This is a genomic window from Arthrobacter sp. UC242_113 (assembly GCF_044054585.1).
Taxonomy (GTDB): Bacteria; Actinomycetota; Actinomycetes; order Actinomycetales; family Micrococcaceae; genus Arthrobacter.
In genome coordinates this window covers 1,674,017-1,692,003 of sequence record NZ_CP171968.1, presented here as the reverse complement: position 1 = coordinate 1,692,003, position 17,987 = coordinate 1,674,017, and the positions used below count along the sequence as shown (strand labels likewise).

The window sequence follows — 17,987 nt, the reverse complement described above, 5'->3', positions numbered from 1 at the left end:
GAAAGGAATGCTGTGCTGCGCACACATGACCTCGGATCCCTTCGTTCCGAGCACATTGGACAAACCGTAACCCTGGCAGGCTGGGTTGGCCGCCGTCGTGATCACGGTGGTGTCGCATTCGTCGATCTGCGTGACGCCTCGGGCGTGGCGCAGGTGGTGGTCCGTGAGGAAGAGGTCTTCCACGGACTGCGCAACGAATACGTGCTCCAGGTGACCGGCACGGTCTCCAAGCGCCCGGAAGGCAACGAGAACGCTGCCCTGGCCACGGGCGAGGTGGAGGTCATGGCGGACAAGGTGGTCATCCTCAACACCGCCGACGCGCTGCCCTTCCAGATCGACGAGCACGTGGAAGTGGGGGAGGAAGCCCGGCTCAAGCACCGATACCTGGACCTGCGCCGCCCGGGCCCCAGCCGCAACATCCGCCTCCGGTCCGAGGCCAACCGCGTGGCCCGTGACCTGCTGCACGACGAGGGCTTCGTCGAAATCGAGACGCCGACCCTGACGCGTTCGACGCCGGAAGGCGCCCGTGACTTCCTGGTCCCCGCCCGCCTGGCGCCGGGTTCCTGGTACGCGCTGCCGCAGTCCCCGCAGCTGTTCAAGCAGCTTCTTCAGGTGGGCGGCTTCGAGAAGTACTACCAGATCGCCCGCTGCTACCGCGATGAGGACTTCCGCGCGGACCGCCAGCCGGAGTTCACCCAGCTGGACATCGAGGCAAGCTTCGTCGAGCAGGACGACATCATCCGGCTCGGCGAGAACATCGTCAAGGCTGTCTGGAACCTGATCGACGTCGAAATCCCGACGCCGATCGAGCGCATCACCTACGCAGACGCCATGGCCCGGTTCGGGTCTGACAAGCCCGACCTGCGGCTCGGCCAGGAGCTGACCGAGCTGACCGAGTTCTTCAAGGACACCAACTTCGGCGTCTTCAAGGCTCCCTACGTCGGCGCCGTCGTCATGCCCGGCGGTGCCTCGCAGGCCCGCCGTGCACTCGATGCCTGGCAGGAGTGGGCCAAGCAGCGCGGCGCCAAGGGCCTCGCCTACGTCCTCTACAAGGAGGACGGCGAGCTCGCGGGTCCCGTCGCCAAGAACCTCACCGAGACCGAACGCGCCGGCCTGGCCGACGCCGTGGGCGCCAAGCCCGGTGACTGCATCTTCTTCGCAGCCGGCGAGAAGACCCCGTCCCGCGCGCTGCTGGGCGCTGCCCGCGTTGAGATCGGTCACCGCACCGGCCTGATCGACCCCAGCGCCTGGGCTTTCTGCTGGGTGGTTGACGCCCCCATGTTCGAACCCGCCGCTGCCGCGGTGGCGTCGGGCGATGTGGCCGTCGGCGCAGGCAAGTGGACCGCCGTGCACCACGCCTTCACCTCGCCGAAGCCGGAATTCCTGGACAGCTTTGACCAGGACCCGGAGTCCGCGCTGTCCTACGCCTACGACATCGTCTGCAACGGCAACGAGATCGGCGGCGGATCCATCCGTATCCACGAACGCGAAGTGCAGGAGCGCGTCTTTGAGCTTATGGGCCTGGACAAGGCCGATGCCCAGACGAAGTTCGGCTTCCTGCTGGAGGGCTTCAAGTACGGCGCCCCGCCGCACGGCGGCATCGCCTTCGGCTGGGACCGTGTGGTGGCTCTGCTGGCAGGCGTGGACTCGATCCGCGACGTCATCGCTTTCCCGAAGTCCGGCGGCGGGCACGACCCCTTGACCGACGCGCCGGCGCCCATCACCGGGCAGCAGCGCAAGGAGGCCGGCGTCGACTTCAAGCCCGAGGCCAAGAAGCCCGAAGAGAAGAAGGCCGACTAGTTTCAACAAAGCTGGCTGGCTGAACGCAGCGAGAGCTCCCCGGAAACGGGGAGCTCTCGCTCTTTACGGCACAGATGCCCTGTACGGCTGCGGCGGATGGAGGATGCCCGCGTGGAAGTGTTGTCCGGTCTTGAGGCGTTGATGGATGCCGCCTGGCCCGCGCCCGAACGTCGCGACACCGGAGAATGGGTGCTGCGCGCCGCCGGTGGTGTAACGCAGCGGGCGAATTCGGTCTGGCCGCGGGTGCCTGCCGCAGACGCCGCGGCAGCTGTCCGGGACGCGGCGTCCTGGTACCGGCTCCGGCGGCTGCCGGTGATCTATCAGATCTTCGACCACGACGGCGCTGCCCCGCTGAATGCCGTGCTGGACAGCCTGGGTTACACCAGGCAGTCCGAAACACTGGTCATGTCCCGTCCTGCGGAGCCGCACGACGGCCTTCCGGCAAGTGCCGGCGTCGAAATTTCCGAGCATCCTTCGGCGGAGTGGCTGGAACTGTGGTGGTCCGTGGACGGCCGCGGCGGCGCCGCGGAGCTGGAGACTGCCCGTGAGATCCTTACCGGCTGCCCGGCGCTGTACGCCCTGGCGAGGGACGACGACGGCGGGCCGGCCGCCGTCGGACGCCTTGCTGTTGTTCCCGGCGGGGCAGCTGATTCTGGCGGGACTGCTGATTGCGGCGCCGCAGGCAGCTGGGGCGGGCTGTACTGCATGGCCACGCGGCCCGATGCCCGGCGCCGCGGCTACGCCACCCGGGTTCAGCAGGCCCTGGTCCGTGCGGGTGGGGAGCGGGGGCTGGCCGGCTACTGGCTGCTGGTGATGGCTTCGAACTCCGTTGCCAGGAAGCTCTACTCCCGGGCAGGGTTCCGTGAGGTGTCCCGCTATTGCTACCGGCAGGAGCGGCCGCGGCGGGCCCTGACCGGCTGCTGAGCCGTGCCTCCGCGCGCCGATACGACGGTTCGCCGCGCACACGACGTTGCGCAACGTCGTGCGGGCAGGGAATCGTCGAAACGGAGCGGAAGCTGCGGGGTGCTACGGGCCTTCGGGCAGATAGTGCAGGCCCATCCACGGGGCGGTGGTGAGTTCGCCGGGCTCGACCGTTTGTGAGGGTGCCGCAAGCGCAGGCTCGGAGGCGGACGCGTCGGCGGCTTCGTTGTGGTGGGCGTTCATGGCGCGCAGGTTAGCGTGCATCGACGGACGGCTGCCGCGGCGGTGTTTGCCCTGCTGCTTCGGCCTGCCGCCGTCGTGCGGTGCCTTCCAGGTATGGCCCTCCGAGCTCCGCAATGGGCGTGGCCGCAGTCTCCCTGGACCAGAACGCGCATCCTGCCGCAATGAGCATGCAGACGGTGCCGAAGACGGCCACCGGCACCCAGCCCCAGACTCCGGGAGCCAGCAGCATCCCGGCGATCATCGGGCCAAAGCCGGCGAGGACCAGGCCGAACTGGTTCCCCAGCGCCATCCCGGAGTACCGGACGGGCGCCGCGAACTGTTCGGCGAAGAACGCCGGCCAGATGCCATTGAAGCCCGAGTACAGCACCGTCATGTTCAGGAACGCGGCGAGGAACACCAGCACGATGCTGCCGGAGGAGAGAGCCAGGAAGTAGAGGAAGATCGTGGCGGAGCAGCCGATCGCGGCGGTCAGCAGGAGCGGGCGGCGGCCGATCCGGTCGGACAGCCTGGCCGCCAGCGGCATGGCGAACATGGACAGGCCTATGGCCACGGCGTTCACAGTGAGGATGGACGCCCGGTCAAATCCGGCGCCGGACGTGGCGTAGGCCAGTCCGAAGACCGTGAAAATGGTCTGCATCACGGACATGATGGACATTCCCGCCACGCGCAGCACATCCGCGGCCTGGAAGCGTAGCACTTCCTTGATGGGCATCGGGGCCACCTGCCGGCGTTCCTGGGCATCCTCGAAGACCGGTGTCTCATCCAGGTGCGTGCGGACCCAGTAGGCGATGGCCAGGACCACGATGGAGAGCCAGAACGGGATGCGCCAGCCCCAGCTCATCATGGCCTCCCGGGGCAGTGACGTGACCGGGATGAAGACCAGGGTGGCCAGCACCATACCGGAGGCGTACCCCGTCATCACGAAGCTGGTGAAGAACCCGCGCCTGCCTTCGGGCGAGTGCTCCAGCGTCAGGGTGGAGGCGCCCGCCGATTCCGCGCCGGCGGAGAAGCCCTGCGCCAGCCGGCCCGCCACCAGCAGGATGGGGGCCCAAACGCCCAACTGCTCATAGGTGGGCAGGAAGCCGATGCCGAGGGACGCCAGGCCCATGATGCCGAGCGTCAGCAGCAGGATCTTCTTGCGGCCCAGCTTGTCCCCGAAGTGGCCCATCACCATCCCGCCAACAGGCCTGGCCACGTACGCGACGCCGAAGGTGGCGAAGGCGCCGATCAGACCGATGGCCGGGTCCGCGGAGGGGAAGAACAGGTGGGGGAACACCAGCGCGGCGGCCGTGCCGTAGATGAAGAAGTCGTAGTACTCCAGCGTGCTGCCGAGGAAGGAGGCGAGGGCTGCCTTGCGCGGGGTCTTCCGCGGGGACTGCTGGGAAATCTGGCGCGAAGCCGGCAGCGGTACCTGCGGTGATGGGGTAGTGCTCACTGGAATCTCCTTAAGACTGCGTTGTCTCAATGGGCGCCGGCGCGGTGTCCGGGAGGTGGAAGTCCACCGCGAGGATCTGCCGGCTGTTGGGGAACGAGTACGCCTTCAGCGGCTCGTGGAGGGGGTGCGTGTTGTAGACGGCGATGTCCTCGACGCTTTCAAAGTCGGCCACTATGGCGTAGTCGAAGGAGCGCTCGGTCTTGAGGACGTCCGGGCCGTGGCTAAGGCTGAGCAGGCCGGGGATCTTTCCGGCCATGTTGTTGAGCCCGTCAATCCAGGCCTGCCGGTCGGCCGGCGGGAAGCCGGGCTTGAACTCGAAGAGCACGGTGTGGCGGATCATTTCAGGCACCCGCCTCGACAAGCTCGGCCACCGGTGACGGGGCGGCCTGGTCCTCTGGGGACCGGCACTCCGGGGACTGGCCGGCAAGGGTGCGGCCGGCGAGGTACCCCATGGTCATAATGGGGCCGAGGGTAGCGCCGGCGCCGGGGTAGCCAGCCGCATAGGCGTTTTCCGTGGTGTTGCCGGCGGCGAACAGGCCCGGGATGGGGTGGTTGTCGACGTCGAGCACGCGGGCTGATCCGTCGGTGGCCACGCCGCCGTTGGTGCCGAAGGCGCCGTTCACCACCTCCAGCGCATAGTAGGGCCCGGATTCGAGCGGACCCAGGGACGGGTTCGGCCACGGGCAGTCGGCGTCGCCCCAGTACTTGTCGTAGGCGCTTTCGCCGCGGCCGAAGTCGGGGTCCTCGCCCCGCGCCGCGAATCCGTTGAACCGGGCCACGGTGGCTTCCAGGTTTTCCGCGGGAACGTTGATCTTCGCGGCGAGTTCAGCCAGGGTGGGCGCCTCGATCAGGTAGTCCGGCGTCTGCTGGCCGGCGCGGTGGGCGAGGATGCCGTAGCGCTCCAGGTAGCCGTGGTCCACGATCACGTGAGCCGGGGTGTTCAGCGTGCGGTTGGCGGCGGAGTCCCAGGACTGCAGGCTGCGGGCGAGGTCGTTGTAGTTCTGCGACTCGTTGGCGAAGCGGCGGCCGTGCCGGTTCACCATGATGGACCCCGGGCCCTGCCGTTCGAACCGGAGCAGGGTGCCCACCGGCTGGCCGTCGCGGGTGTCGCCGGTGACGGACATCGGCGCCCACCAGGCTTCGCGCGTGCCGCGGGTCTGGCCGCCGATTCGCTGCGACATCCGCAACCCGTCGCCGGTGTTCGAGGGCGGCGAGCACATCGTGTACAGCCGGGACGCGAGCATGGAGTCGGCCAGGGCCTTGTCCCATTCGAAGCCGCCGGTCGCGAGCACCACCCCGTCGCGGGCATGGAACACTTCGCCGGTTTCGAGTTCGACGCCTGTCACCCGGCCGCCGTCGTTGGGCAGGCCGTCGGTGAGCAGGCGGTGCCCGCGTGCCCCCGTGACGAGGGCGGCCCCGTCGCGGACCAGGCTGGCGAGCAGCATGGAAACCAGCGCCTGCCCCTTGGCAACCAGGCCGTCGTTCTGCCGGCCGGCCAGTTCGTCCCACGGGAACTTGGTGAAGGCGCCCCACTCCTCGTATTCCTGCATCGTGAACGGGGCGCGCCCGTCACTACGCACATGCTTCCGGAGGCCGCCCAGGGCTTCGGCGCTGTTGAACAGCTCGGGTTCCACGGTGCGTCCGCCCGTCATGGCACCCGGGAGATCCTGCCGGTAGTCGGGAAAGTTGTCCAGGAAGATGAAGCGGACGCCGCACTCCTCCTCGACGAAGCGGAGCATCTGGTCGCCGTAGTTCAGCGCTGCGTCGAGCAGTTCCTCCCGCCCCCTGCCGCGGGCGACGGCGCGGACATACTCCGCGGCCGCGGCCTTGGAATCGGTGATCCCGGCCTGCCGCGCGTGGTGGTTGTCCGCCACCCACAGCATGCCGCCGGACACGGCCGAGGTTCCGCCCAGCAGATCGCTCTTTTCGAGGACGACGACGGACTTGCCGGCACGGGCGGCGGTGGCCGCCGCGGTGAGTGCCCCCGCACCGGAACCGACGACGACGACGTCGTAGGTGTCCGCGGAGGTGCCGTTGACGAATTTCATGGGGTGTTGCCTTTCAAGAGGAAGATGATGGGTGCTGCCGCAGCGAGGTGCCGGCGGGTAGGCGGGGCGGGGTCATACAGCCGTGTAGCCGCCGTCGATGACCAGTTCGGAGCCCGTGGTGAAGCGTGACTCGTCCGAGGCCAGGTAAAGAACGCCGTAGGCGATCTCGTCAGGTTCGCCCTGCCGGGGCAGCGGATTGGAGCCCACCAGCTGCTTGTAGTACGCCTCGGGACCGATGTCCGACTGCTCCGCAGAGCGGCGGCTCATCCGGGTGTTCATGGATCCGGGATGGATGGAGTTCACCCGGATGCCGTAGCCGCCGTAGGCCGCGGCGTCCGACTTGCTCAGGAGCCGCACGGCGCCCTTCGTGGCATGGTAGAGCGGCACGTTCCGGCCGCCGGTGAGGCCGTGGATGGAGGAGAAGTTGACGATGCTGCCGGCGCCTTTTTCGATCATGCCGGGCACCACGTGCTTGGTCATCAGCCAGACGCCCTTGACGTTGACGTTGAAAATCGTGTCGAAATCGGCCGTCGAGGCGGTGTGGGAGGCGCCTGCCGGCCCGATGATGCCGGCGGCGTTGACCAGGACGTCCGGGGTGCCCAGTTCGTCACGGACCCGGCGGATGGCCTCGGCGACGCTGGCCTCGCTGGTGACATCGACGTCGTACTCACTGATGTTTTCGTGGGCAGCGGCGGCCGGAATGCCGGCAACGTCCAGGCTGGCGACCTTCGCGCCGTGTTCGGCGAGGAGGGCGGCGGTGGCGCTGCCCAGGTCTCCGCGGCCTCCGGTGACAATGGCGGTCTTTCCGGCCACGCGGTTCTGGATGGGATTCATGTGGTGCTCCTCGTGATCCTGCAGCCTCGTCGCTGCTTCCCAGCCAGCGTGGCAGGGGACCTGTGAGGGCAACCACACGATTGCCGATGAACGGCAAAAGCACCTCTAGTGGCTTTGCCGGAGCGTTCCCTTCAGCTCGCCGTGCCAGCCCAGAGCCCGCGAGATCCCGCGCGCCGCCGCCATCAGGACGGGCACCCGGGCTGGCGCATTCTCCTCGTTGCGCGGCACCACCACACTGAGCGCGGCGCGGACGGTGTTGTCTGGTCCGAACACCGGCACGGCGATGCCGCTGGACTCGGGCACGATCACGCCGGGCATGGCAGCGAAACCGCGCTGCCGGATCTCGGCCAGGTGGCGCCGGAGCGCGGCCGGCTCGGTCAGCGTGGTCTCGGTGAATTTGGTCAGGGGCCGGGCCAGGAAGGAGTTCTGGTACGCGGCGGGGGAGTGCGCCAGCAGCACCAGTCCCGAGGACGTGGCGTGGACCGGCAGCCGGCCGGCGATCTTGGTGATGTCCACGATGGTCTTGTCCGAGCCGAGCCGCTCGATGTACAGCACCTCGTCGGAGTCCAGGATGCCCAGTGTGGTGGAGTGTTGCACGACGGCTTGGACGTCCTCCATGAACGGCAGGGCAGCTTCGCGCAAACCGAGCATCTTCGAGCCGCGCGATGCCAGCTCCCACATCCGCGTGCCGATGTGGATGTCCCCGCCGGGCTCGCGTTCCAGCAGCCGCTCCAGCAGCAGGTCGTTGACCAGGCGGTAGGTGGTGGTGACCGGCAGGCCGGTGCGGCGCCCGAGCTCGGCAACGCTCATGGCGGGGTGCCGGTCATCGAAGGCGCTTACGATTTTCACGAACCGGCCGATGATCGACTCGCCGGATGCGGAGTTGGCCACTGTTCCTCCTGTCGATTCCCGCTCAATGGTAATCCTCCTCCCGGGCGGCCGTGCCCCCGGGTCTACTGGGGGTTTGTCAGTTAACGCCTGCCGCCGCAACGGAGTGGCCCGCAGGCAGAACGGAGCAGGAACCATGACAGAAACCGCAAAGACGGCGGTCTGTGACGTCCTCGTCATCGGCTCGGGCGTGGCCGGGATGGCCGCGGCGTTGAAGGCGGCCTCGCAGGGATTGAGCGTGATCGTCGCCGAAAAGGAACAGTACTTTGGCGGGACCACCGCCATTTCGGCGGGCTGGGCCTGGGTCCCGGGCAATAAGCAGGGCGTGGCGCAGGGCGATACCCGCGAGGACGCCGAGACCTACCTGAAGAACCTGGCGCCCGAGACCTTCAACGAGGCAGGGGTCCGGAGCTTCCTGGACACAGTCCCGGAGGCGATCTCCTTCTTCGAAACCGAAACCGACGTGAAATTCACCTACCCGGAGAAAGCTCCGGACTACCAGATGGACCTGCCCGGGGCGAAGCTGTCCGGCCGGGCCATCCTGCCGCAGGACGTGGACGCACGCGTGCTGGGCGACAAGCGGCTCCTGATGCAGCCATACATGAGTTCCTACACAGTCTTTGGCTACATGCCGCAGGTGGGGCCGGACATCAACGAGTTCTTCCACGTGAACCAGTCGGTCAAATCCTTTGTCTACGTCGCCAAAAAGCTGCTGCGCACCTGGGCGGACGCCGCCCGCTACAAGCGCCCGGTCCTGCGCTCCAACGGCAACGCTCTGATGACCCGGATGGTCAAGAGCGCGGACGACCTGGGCGTCCGTTTGTGGACGTCCGCGCCGGCGCTGTCCCTCACCAGGGACGACGCCGGGACCGTCACCGGTGCGGTCATCGGCGGAGAGCGGGCTGTCACTGTCACCGTGCGGGCCGGCGTCATCCTCGCGGCCGGCGGTTTCTCCGGAAACCGGGAACTGCGGCAGCGATATTTCCCGCACGACGCGGGCGGTGACGACCACTTCACGCCCACCGTGGGTCACGGCGGCGACGCCGCAACACTTGCGATGGACGCCGGCGGCTACATCGACGATTCCGTGTTCAGTGTTGGTTCCTGGGCCCCGGTGACGGTGTTCAAATATCTCAGCGGCGAACAGCGGCTCTTTCCGCACCTGCGGGCCATCGGCCTGCCCGGCCTGATCGCCGTCGACCGCCACGGCAGGCGCTTCGGCAACGAGGCCCTGAGCTACCACGACTTCGGCGGAGCCATGATCGGGCACAACAAGGACGAGAACGGTACCTTCGGCTACGTGATCGGCGACGCCAAAACGATGCATAAATATGGCATCGGCTACGCCAAACCCTGGCCGATGCCCCGTGGCTACTTCTACCGGACCGGCTACCTGGTCAAGGGCAATACCCTCGCCGAGCTGGCCGGAAAGCTCGGCATCGGTGCCGCCGGACTGGAAGCCACCATCGCTGAATTCAACCCGGCGGCTGAGCGCGGCGAGGATCCGGCCTTCGGCCGCGGCTCCACCCAGTACAACCACTTCCGGGGCGACCTCGAGCACAAGCCGAACCCGAACCTCGCTCCAGTTGGCAAGGGCCCGTACTACGCGGCGAAGATCCAGATGGGCGATCTGGGCACGTTCGCCGGCCTCCGCGTCAACGAAAACTCTGAGGTGGTCAGCGCCGAAGGGTCGGTGGTTCCCGGGCTCCTGGCCGTCGGCGCTGCCGCGGTGAGCGTCTTCGGCGGCGGGTACCCCGGCTACGGCTCCCACATCGGCCCGGCGCTGGTGTTCGGCTACCGTGCCGGACGTGACATCGCCAGGCTTTCCGGGCAGCGCGACTCGGACCGGACGGGGGACCACGCCGGGTCGCGGCCAGCCACCGCGGTGCCCCGCTAGGCGCCGGGCCGGAGACCGCCATGGCGAACTCATCCTCGGGGGAATCTGTCATCAGCCGCGTGGTACGGCTCATGGGCGCCTTCGACCGGGACCTGCCGGCCATGACGCTCTCCGGCCTCGCCCGCCGCGCCGGTCTCCCGCTCACCACCGCGCACCGGCTGGTGGACGACCTGGTCCAGCACGGCCTGATCGAGCGGCTGCCGGACGGAAACCTGTGCTCCGGGATGCGGATGTGGGAGCTCGCCGCCCGGGGCTCCCGGGCGCTGAATCTCCGCGAGCTGGCGCTGCCGTTCATGGAGGATGTGCAGGCGGCGGTCCACCAGCACACCACACTGGCGGTGCTGGACCACGGGACGGTGCTGTACGTGGAGCGCCTCTCCTCGCCGCACTCCGGCCTAGACGCAGCCCACATTGCGCAGCGGATGCCCATCCACGCCGCCTCGTCCGGCCTGGTGCTGCTGGCGTTCTCGCCGCCGGCAGTCCAGGCCGGGGTGCTCTCGAAGCCCCTGAAAGCCGTGACCCCCGAGACCATCACTGACCCTGCGCTGATCCGCAGGCACCTGGCCGAGATCAGGCAGCGGGGCTACGTGGCACTGCCCGGCATCGGCGTCACCGAATGGACGGGCATCGCCGTCCCCGTTTTCGGGCCCGGGAACACGGTCGCTGCAGCGCTAAACGCCATCGTGCCGCGGCAGGACGCGGCGGTTCCGCTGATTGTCCCCGCCCTGCTGACCGCTGCGCACGGGATCTCCCGCGCCCTGAACGCCGCCTAGGTGTGGTGCCGGGCCGGCTGAATCCGCCCGTCGTGAAAGCGGGCGGACTTTCGCAACCGATGAACGGAAGACCTGTGGGGGCGGGTGTGGCGGATGCCGCACTGTGGTGTGAGAGGCGGATCACACCATATGACGCCGAAGCCAACCGGAAAGAAGGACGATGATGTCTTGCCCACTGACAGCAGCCACCCCGGTCTCCACGCTGTCCCCGACCACAGTGTCCCCGACCACGGTGCTCCCGACAGCACTGCCGCCGTATTCGCACGACCTTGACTGGCCGGAGGGCCTGGCGCCCTTCAAGGTGGTGGACGACGGGACCCAGTGCGATCCCTACCGCCACTACCGGTGGATGCGCGAAAACGCGCCGGTGCTCCGTGCCCATTCACCGGTATCGGATGTGTGGTTCATCTCCAGGTACGACGACGTCCGCCGGGCCATGCGGGCACCGAAGGTGTTCTCCTCGCAGGTTGTGGACCCGGTCCCGCTGACCTTCCTGACGCTGTTCGACGCACCCAGCCACACGAGGCTCCGCCAGGTGGTGGCACAGGCCTTCATCCCCAAGGCCATCGCCCGCTTCGAGGACCGGGTGCGGGAGAACGCCGAAAAGTACCTGGCGCCGATGCTCGCCGCAGGCGGCGGGGACGCCGTGGACGACTACGCCATCCCGCTGAGCATGTCCACCATCAGCGCCCTGCTGGACGTTCCGGCTGAGGATTTTGAGAAGATGAAGTTCTGGTCGGACGAGACCTTCAGCTACTTCGGCCGGCTGGCGCGCAACGCCCAGGGCACCGGCACCGACGAGCAAAGCACCCTCGAGTTCTTCGCCTATCTCAAAGACACCATGGAGCGCCTGTACCGCGAGGACAGCGACTCCGTCGGCGGACACATCGCCCGGATGTGGAAGGAAGGCCTGCTCAGCGAGAAGGAAGCCAAGGAACTCTGCGCCTTCGTGTTCGTGGCAGGGCACGACACCACCACCATCCTGCTGGCCAACGCCTTCCGGATGTTCAGCGAACAGCCGGACCTGCTGGAGCGGATCCGCCGGAATCCGGATGACGCGAACCTGTTCGTCGAGGAACTGGCCCGGTACCGCGGCACCGTCCAGCGGGCCAGCCGGATCACCACGGAGGAGGTGGAGGTTGCCGGCGTGACGATTCCCGCCGGCGCCATTGTCCGGCTGCTGCCCGCCGCCGCGAACCGCGACAGCAGCAAGTATCCCGACGGCGAGCGCTTCGACATCGACCGCAACACCGACGGCCACCTCGGCTTCGGGCACGGGGTCCACAGCTGCCTCGGCGCGCCGCTTGCCAGGCTTGAGGTCCTGGTCACCGTGAAGCTGCTCGCCGAAAAGCTGGCGTCGCTGGCGCTGGATCCGGACAAGCCGATCGAATATGTGCGCGGCAACAACCTGACCAACTCGGGCCCGGAGCACCTGCACGTAATTCTGGAGGAAACCAATGAGTAGCTGGGCAGACAGAGAAGCGCCGGCAGCGGGTCAGGACCCGGTGCTGGCTCAAAACCCGGTGGTCATCGTCGGCTCGGGCCACTCCGGTGTTGCTGTCGCCGCGGGGCTCCGCACCCGTGGCTGGGACGGCGGCATTCTGCTGATCGACTCCGAAAGCGGACAGCCTTATGAACGGCCGCCGCTCTCCAAGGAACTCCTGAAGGACGGCGCCCCGGACGAGGCAGCCGTGCTCCGCAAGGAGAAGTTCTATGCGGACAAGGGCATCGCCAGGCTTGCCGGGGTCACCGCGGAGTCCATCGACAGGGACGGCCGGACCGTGCTGCTGTCCGACGGGACGCGTCGGGCCTACCACCGCCTGGTCATCGCCACGGGTTCACGGGCGCGGCCCCTTACCGTCCCGGGGGCGCGTCTTCCGGGAGTGCGGTCCCTGCGGACCCGGGACGACGCCCTCGAACTCAAAATGCGGCTGGTTCCGGGAGCCCGCGTGGCCATCATCGGCGCCGGGTACATCGGCCTGGAGGTGGCCGCGGCCGCGGCAGCGAAAGGCTGTGAGGTTACGGTGCTCGAATTCCAGGAGCGGGTGATGAGCCGGGTAACATCGGCCCCCGTTTCGCGCCACTTTGAGCAGCTCCACGGGCGGCACGGGGTCCGGTTCGTCTTCGGCGCCGCGGTCACCTCTATCGACGGCGGGGAACGCGCCGAGCGCGTGACCGTTGCCGACGGCACCGCCTTTCCTGCCGACGTCGTCCTCGCCGGCATCGGCGTCCTGCCCAACCAGGAGCTGGCCGCGGATGCCGGCATCGAGTGCCGGGACGGCATCCTCGTGAACGGGGACGGCCGGACCTCAGATCCCGCCATCTACGCCAGCGGGGACGTCACGCGGTTCACCAGTCCCATCGACGGCGCCAGCCAGCGGCTTGAGTGCATCCAGAACGCGCTGGCGCAGGCGGACCGGGTGGCCGCGCACATCACCGGTCAACCGGCCGCCGAACCGGAAGTTCCGTGGTTCTGGACCGTCCAGCACGGTGTGCGGCTGCAGACCGCGGGTGTCCGCCATCCGGAGGACCAGACGATCGTCCGCGGCGAACCCTCCGGCGGCAAATTCTCTGTGGCCTACCTCCGCGACGGCCGCCTCGCCGCCGTCGACACCATCGCCAACCTGGCGGAGTTCCGCACGGCCAAGCGGCTGATCGCCCAGGGAGCCCGGATCGACCCGGTGCTCGCAGCGGACCCCGCCATACCTCTCGCCGAAGCCACCTCCGGCGCACCCAGCCACGACCATGCAGCCGCTGACCTTGCGGCAGCCCGATCCTAAGGAAACCGGCATGAGCAACACCAGCATGAGCAGCACCGCCATGAGCAGCAACGTACTGACCGTCGTCGACCGTGAAGGCGCCGCCCATGACCTTGAATGGGAGCCGGACCAGAGCATGATGGAGGCCCTGCGGGACAACGACCTGCCCGTGCTGGCATCCTGTGGCGGCACCGCCTCCTGCGCCACCTGCCACGTGTTCCTGGAGCAGGAGGTCTTCGATACCCTGGAAGAGCGCAGCGACGACGAACTCGAGCTCCTCGTGGAGGCCGAGGGGTACCGGGAATGCGGCTCGCGGCTCTCCTGCCAGGTGGGCTTCAGCCGCGACCTTAACGGGGTCACCGTGACACTGGCACCCGAAGAGTAGCCCGCGTCCCGGCCGATACGACGGTTCCCTGCGCACACGACGTTGCGCATCGTCTAACGGGCGGGGAACCGTCGAAACGGGCGCTTCTCCCACAGCAGGGCGCCGGCTACCGGGGAGGCGGGTCCGTCACCGTCACCCGCACCGCGCAGGCGTCCGCCGCGGCCTTCTTCAGGACGGCGGCCCGGGGATCGGCAACATCGAGGTAGGCCAAACGGGGCAGGCCTGCCCAGGGCTTCAGGGCAGGCATACCCAGGACTTCGTCGGCCAGGCTGCGGTCACCGCCCGGGAGGATGTACTCGAAGACCTGGCCGCCAAAGATCAGCCGTGCCTGTTCCGCCACCGCCTCCACCATGGCATCCGCCTGGTTGGCGCGGCGCCGGGCGAACCGCTGCTGCGACTGGCCGCCGGCTGCGGTGCGGGACTGCACATACTTGGAACCGGTCTTGGCGGCGAGGATGACCCCCTCGCTGGCGACGGCCACTCCGTATCCTCCGCGGCGGACCAGCAGCAGGCCGACCGTGCGCGGCTGGGACGCCAGGGAGGCCAGCCGCTCCACGAGGCCGGATCCGCGCCCCGGCCGGCCGTCGTCGGGCCACGGTGCCACCAGCAGCGCGGTAGCGCCATCCGCGGCAGCCAGCCGTACGCCGTCGTCGTGGTCCTCGTATCCAAGGTCACCGTGGCTGGCGGCGAACCGGTCCACCCAGCCGGCCAAGCGCGGGCCGGGGATGAACGCGGTCCTGATGGACGCCGCACCTCCCTGCGCTGCATGTCCCCGTTCCGGACGGCTGGCTGGCATTCCCGATTCCCTGCTTTCGTGGCCGGATTTTTCCTGCTGATTCTGGAAGTAGCCTATCTATGTGGATGATCTCTTTGGTTCGGCGGCACAGGACAGCGACGACGGCGACAACGACGCCGCCGAAGCGGACCAGTCCCGGACCGCGCAGTCCCGGACCGCCCAACCCCGTTCCGCGCAGTCCCGGTCCACCCAGCCGCGCGGCCCGCTGGCGGTTCGGATGCGTCCCCGCACGGTGGACGAGGTGGTGGGACAGCAGCATCTGCTGGGCCAGGGTTCCCCGCTGCGGCAGCTGGCAGCCGGTGCTGAAGCCGCCGGTCCTGCAGGCCCCAGCTCGCTGATCCTGTGGGGGCCGCCCGGTACCGGGAAGACTACGCTGGCCCACGTTATCGCGCGGGGTCCCGGGCGCAAGTTCGTGGAACTGTCCGCCATCACCGCCGGCGTCAAGGATGTCCGCCGCGTCATGGACGACGCCCTGACCGCCCGTGACCTCTACAAGACCACCACCGTCCTGTTCCTCGACGAGATCCACCGCTTCAACAAGGCGCAGCAGGATGCGCTCCTGCCCGGCGTCGAAAAGGGCTGGGTGGTGCTGGTGGCGGCAACAACGGAGAACCCGTCGTTTTCGGTGGTGTCGCCGCTGCTGTCCCGCTCCCTGCTCCTGACGCTCAAGCCGCTCACCGACGCGGACATCGAGGGCCTGCTGGTGCGGGCCGTTGAGGATCCCCGCGGGCTGAACAATGATGTCCGGCTCAGCGACGAGGCACTCGAACACCTCGTCCGGCTTTCCGGCGGCGACGCCCGTCGGGCGCTGACGGCGCTGGAGGCCGCCGCCGGCGTTGCCTTCGGTGACGCGGACGACGTCGGAAGTTCCGGTGCGGGGGAAGGTGACACTGATGAAGGCATGCCAGATCAGCCGGTCACCGTGGAACTGCGGCACACCGAGCGTGCCCTGGACGCCGCAGCCGTCCGCTACGACCGCGCCGGGGACCAGCACTACGACGTGGCCAGCGCGTTCATCAAGTCCATCCGCGGGTCCGACGTTGATGCGGCACTGCACTACCTCGCACGGATGCTGGAGGCGGGGGAGGACCCGCGCTTCGTGGCCCGGCGGATCGTGATCTCGGCGGCGGAGGACGTGGGCATGGCGGATCCCACCGCGCTGCAGACCGCGGTGGCCGCGGCGCAGGCCGTGCAGCTCATCGGAATGCCCGAGGGGCGCATCGTCCTCGCCGAGGCGGTAGTCCACCTGGCCACGGCGCCAAAGTCCAACGCCGCCTACATGGGCATCAACAAGGCCATCGCTGACGTGCGGGCGGGACTGGGCAACGGCATCCCGGCGCACCTGCGCGACGCGCACTATCCCGGATCCAAACAGCTCGGCCACGGGGTTGGCTACAAGTACGCCCACGATGCGCCGCATTCGGTGGCCGCCCAGCAGTATCCGCCGGACGACCTCGTGGGCCGCGACTACTACGAGCCCACGGCGAACGGCGCGGAGCGGGACATAGCCGTCCGGCTTGAGCGGTTGCGGAAGATCATCCGGGGCCAGTGAGGTTCTGGTAAGCTTGATCGTTGTCTGGCAAGGCGCGGACGCACAATCCACCAAATTTCTTATTTGATGAGGTTATGCCTGTGCCCAGTAGCAAAAGGCAGCGGTTGGCCGATGCTCTCCATCTTGGAGGCCAGTAACACTGACACACCGCAGATATTGGAAGGACACAAGTGGCTAACAACACTCGTGCTCGCCGTACCGCACGCCTTTTCGCGTGCACTCGGCATCGCTCTGACCCCCAAGGCCGCCAAGTACATGGAGCGCCGTCCGTACGGCCCCGGTGAGCATGGCCGTGCCCGCAAGAAGCAGGACTCCGACTACGCCGTACGTCTGCGCGAAAAGCAGCGTCTGCGCGCCCAGTACGGCATCCGCGAAGCCCAGATGACCCGTGCCTTCGAAGAAGCACGCCGCACCAAGGGCCTGACCGGTGAAAACCTGATCGAACTGCTCGAAATGCGTCTCGACGCCCTCGTGCTGCGTGCAGGCTTCGCCCGCACCATCGCCCAGGCCCGCCAGCTGGTTGTGCACCGCCACATCCTGGTTGACGGCATCCGCGTTGACCGCCCGTCGTTCCGCGTCGGCGAAGGCCAGCTCGTCCACGTGCACAGCCGCAGCGAGACCATGGTCCCGCTCCAGGTTGCAGCAGCCGGTGCCCACCGCGACGTCCTGCCCGCCGTTCCGGCTTACCTGGACGTCAAGCTGGACGCCCTGCAGGCCCGCCTGGTTCGCCGCCCGAAGCGCTCCGAGGTCCCCGTGACCTGCGAAGAGCAGCTCGTCGTCGAATTCTACGCACGCTAAATTCCGGCAGCGTATCCAAAGAAGCCCGTGGCAAGCGCCGCGGGCTTCTTTGTATGTAAGGTACTTGGGGGACATTTGCGGCTGCAGTACTTTTGGCCGCCCCGCCCCGGTACGGTTCCACGGAGTTTCAAGGAGATGAACGTCTATGTCTGGTGGCGATATTGCCGGCCTGATCGCGGCCGGGGTATTTGCGCTCCTGGTCCTGTTGCTTGCTGTGCCCATCCTCAAGCTGGGGCGGGTGTTCGACGAGGTCCGGACATCCATCCGCTCCATCAGCGACGGCGCCACCCCGCTCATGGACGAGGTCACCGCAACGGTCTCCACCACCAACCAGCAGCTGAAGAAGGTGGACGGCATTGCCTCCAACGTTTCGGATGCTTCGGCCAACATCTCCGCGCTGTCCTCCCTCGTGGCCGCGACCGTCGGTTCGCCGCTGATCAAGGTGGCCGCGTTCAGCTACGGCGTCCGCTCCGCGTTCGCCGCCCGCAAGAAGCCCGCCACCGGCCGCCGCAGCCGCTAAGCCCACCGGAGAACTGAAATGAAACGACTTGTCTGGATGGGAATTGGCGTGGCCATCGGCGTCATCGCGTTCCGCAAGGTCACCGAGGCGCAGTCCGCGCTCGGCCCCGAAGGCCTGAACCGGGCCGTGGGCCGGCTCGCCGACGGCGTCTACGACTTCGCCGACGCCGTCCGCGCCGGCATGCGCGAACGGGAAACGGACCTTCGCTCCGCGCTGGGTGTTGAATCCCAGGACCTCGCCCGGCGCTAAACGCGCGAGAATTAAACCTGCAGTGCCGTCCAACACCGGGACTGCCTTTGAATCAAACTCTCACGCGCCAGCATGCGTGAACCAGGAAG

General features: G+C 68.0%; 17 protein-coding genes and 1 pseudogene. 11 read left to right on the top strand and 7 right to left on the bottom strand.

Going from position 1 to position 17,987, the window contains the following annotated elements:
- The first annotated feature begins 12 nt into the window (after nucleotides 1-12).
- Together aspS and ACHMXB_RS07505 are read left to right on the top strand one after the other, a co-directional pair.
- Complete coding sequence (gene aspS, locus ACHMXB_RS07510) at nucleotides 13-1,800, top strand: aspartate--tRNA ligase (protein ID WP_395404124.1); 1,788 nt, start codon at nucleotides 13-15, stop codon at nucleotides 1,798-1,800.
- 141 nt (nucleotides 1,801-1,941) lie between these two features.
- Entirely contained in the window at nucleotides 1,942-2,724 is a 783-nt protein-coding gene (locus ACHMXB_RS07505) for a GNAT family N-acetyltransferase (protein WP_395405175.1), read from the top strand.
- Nucleotides 2,725-2,826: 102 nt separating this feature from the next.
- On the opposite strand, the gene ACHMXB_RS07500 is transcribed toward ACHMXB_RS07505, so the two are convergent.
- The 6 genes from ACHMXB_RS07500 to ACHMXB_RS07475 form a co-directional block, all read right to left on the bottom strand.
- The gene (locus ACHMXB_RS07500; RefSeq protein WP_395404122.1) at nucleotides 2,827-2,964 is read right to left on the bottom strand and encodes a hypothetical protein; all 138 of its coding nucleotides are present in this window, start codon (nucleotides 2,962-2,964) and stop codon (nucleotides 2,827-2,829) included.
- Nucleotides 2,965-2,974: 10 nt separating this feature from the next.
- Complete coding sequence (locus ACHMXB_RS07495; protein ID WP_395404120.1) at nucleotides 2,975-4,399, bottom strand: MFS transporter; 1,425 nt, start codon at nucleotides 4,397-4,399, stop codon at nucleotides 2,975-2,977.
- A 10-nt stretch (nucleotides 4,400-4,409) separates the two neighbouring features.
- Nucleotides 4,410-4,739: a Dabb family protein gene (locus ACHMXB_RS07490; protein WP_395404118.1), complete on the bottom strand. Its 330-nt coding sequence runs from the start codon at nucleotides 4,737-4,739 to the stop codon at nucleotides 4,410-4,412.
- A gap of 1 nt (nucleotide 4,740) precedes the next feature.
- Nucleotides 4,741-6,447 carry an FAD-dependent oxidoreductase gene (locus ACHMXB_RS07485; protein WP_395404116.1) on the bottom strand — a complete coding sequence of 569 codons (1,707 nt, stop codon included), beginning with the start codon at nucleotides 6,445-6,447 and terminating at the stop codon, nucleotides 4,741-4,743.
- 72 nt (nucleotides 6,448-6,519) lie between these two features.
- Nucleotides 6,520-7,281 carry an SDR family NAD(P)-dependent oxidoreductase gene (locus tag ACHMXB_RS07480; protein ID WP_395404114.1) on the bottom strand — a complete coding sequence of 254 codons (762 nt, stop codon included), beginning with the start codon at nucleotides 7,279-7,281 and terminating at the stop codon, nucleotides 6,520-6,522.
- A gap of 105 nt (nucleotides 7,282-7,386) precedes the next feature.
- The gene (locus ACHMXB_RS07475) at nucleotides 7,387-8,172 is read right to left on the bottom strand and encodes an IclR family transcriptional regulator (protein WP_395404112.1); all 786 of its coding nucleotides are present in this window, start codon (nucleotides 8,170-8,172) and stop codon (nucleotides 7,387-7,389) included.
- A gap of 133 nt (nucleotides 8,173-8,305) precedes the next feature.
- Here ACHMXB_RS07475 and ACHMXB_RS07470 point away from each other — a divergent pair, with 133 nt between their 5' ends.
- The 5 genes from ACHMXB_RS07470 to ACHMXB_RS07450 all read left to right on the top strand — a co-directional run bounded on the left by ACHMXB_RS07470 (nucleotide 8,306) and on the right by ACHMXB_RS07450 (nucleotide 13,983).
- Nucleotides 8,306-10,066, top strand: coding sequence for an FAD-dependent oxidoreductase (locus ACHMXB_RS07470; RefSeq protein WP_395404110.1), 1,761 nt, complete (start codon nucleotides 8,306-8,308; stop codon nucleotides 10,064-10,066).
- 20 nt (nucleotides 10,067-10,086) lie between these two features.
- Nucleotides 10,087-10,839 carry an IclR family transcriptional regulator gene (locus ACHMXB_RS07465; RefSeq protein ID WP_395404108.1) on the top strand — a complete coding sequence of 251 codons (753 nt, stop codon included), beginning with the start codon at nucleotides 10,087-10,089 and terminating at the stop codon, nucleotides 10,837-10,839.
- A gap of 160 nt (nucleotides 10,840-10,999) precedes the next feature.
- A complete protein-coding gene (locus ACHMXB_RS07460; RefSeq protein WP_395404106.1) occupies nucleotides 11,000-12,304 on the top strand; it encodes a cytochrome P450 in 1,305 nt (434 codons plus the stop codon).
- Complete coding sequence (locus tag ACHMXB_RS07455) at nucleotides 12,297-13,619, top strand: NAD(P)/FAD-dependent oxidoreductase (RefSeq protein WP_395404104.1); 1,323 nt, start codon at nucleotides 12,297-12,299, stop codon at nucleotides 13,617-13,619. Before ACHMXB_RS07460 ends, ACHMXB_RS07455 begins: the two co-directional genes overlap by 8 nt.
- Nucleotides 13,620-13,629: 10 nt before the next feature.
- Entirely contained in the window at nucleotides 13,630-13,983 is a 354-nt protein-coding gene (locus ACHMXB_RS07450) for a 2Fe-2S iron-sulfur cluster-binding protein (RefSeq protein WP_395404102.1), read from the top strand.
- Nucleotides 13,984-14,089: 106 nt separating this feature from the next.
- Here the strand turns inward: ACHMXB_RS07450 and ACHMXB_RS07445 are convergent, their stop codons facing one another.
- A complete protein-coding gene (locus ACHMXB_RS07445; RefSeq protein WP_395404100.1) occupies nucleotides 14,090-14,779 on the bottom strand; it encodes an acVLRF1 family peptidyl-tRNA hydrolase in 690 nt (229 codons plus the stop codon).
- A 61-nt stretch (nucleotides 14,780-14,840) separates the two neighbouring features.
- Here ACHMXB_RS07445 and ACHMXB_RS07440 point away from each other — a divergent pair, with 61 nt between their 5' ends.
- The 4 genes and pseudogenes from ACHMXB_RS07440 (at nucleotide 14,841) to ACHMXB_RS07425 (ending at nucleotide 17,898) form a co-directional block, all read left to right on the top strand.
- Complete coding sequence (locus ACHMXB_RS07440; protein ID WP_395404098.1) at nucleotides 14,841-16,331, top strand: replication-associated recombination protein A; 1,491 nt, start codon at nucleotides 14,841-14,843, stop codon at nucleotides 16,329-16,331.
- A gap of 170 nt (nucleotides 16,332-16,501) precedes the next feature.
- A pseudogene (gene rpsD, locus ACHMXB_RS07435) lies at nucleotides 16,502-17,129 on the top strand (30S ribosomal protein S4).
- Between the two features lie 145 nt (nucleotides 17,130-17,274).
- Nucleotides 17,275-17,649, top strand: coding sequence for a DUF948 domain-containing protein (locus ACHMXB_RS07430; RefSeq protein ID WP_111905421.1), 375 nt, complete (start codon nucleotides 17,275-17,277; stop codon nucleotides 17,647-17,649).
- Between the two features lie 18 nt (nucleotides 17,650-17,667).
- Nucleotides 17,668-17,898 (top strand): DUF6167 family protein, encoded by a 231-nt coding sequence (locus ACHMXB_RS07425; RefSeq protein ID WP_190243200.1) that lies wholly within the window; start codon nucleotides 17,668-17,670, stop codon nucleotides 17,896-17,898.
- The last annotated feature ends 89 nt before the right edge of the window (nucleotides 17,899-17,987 follow it).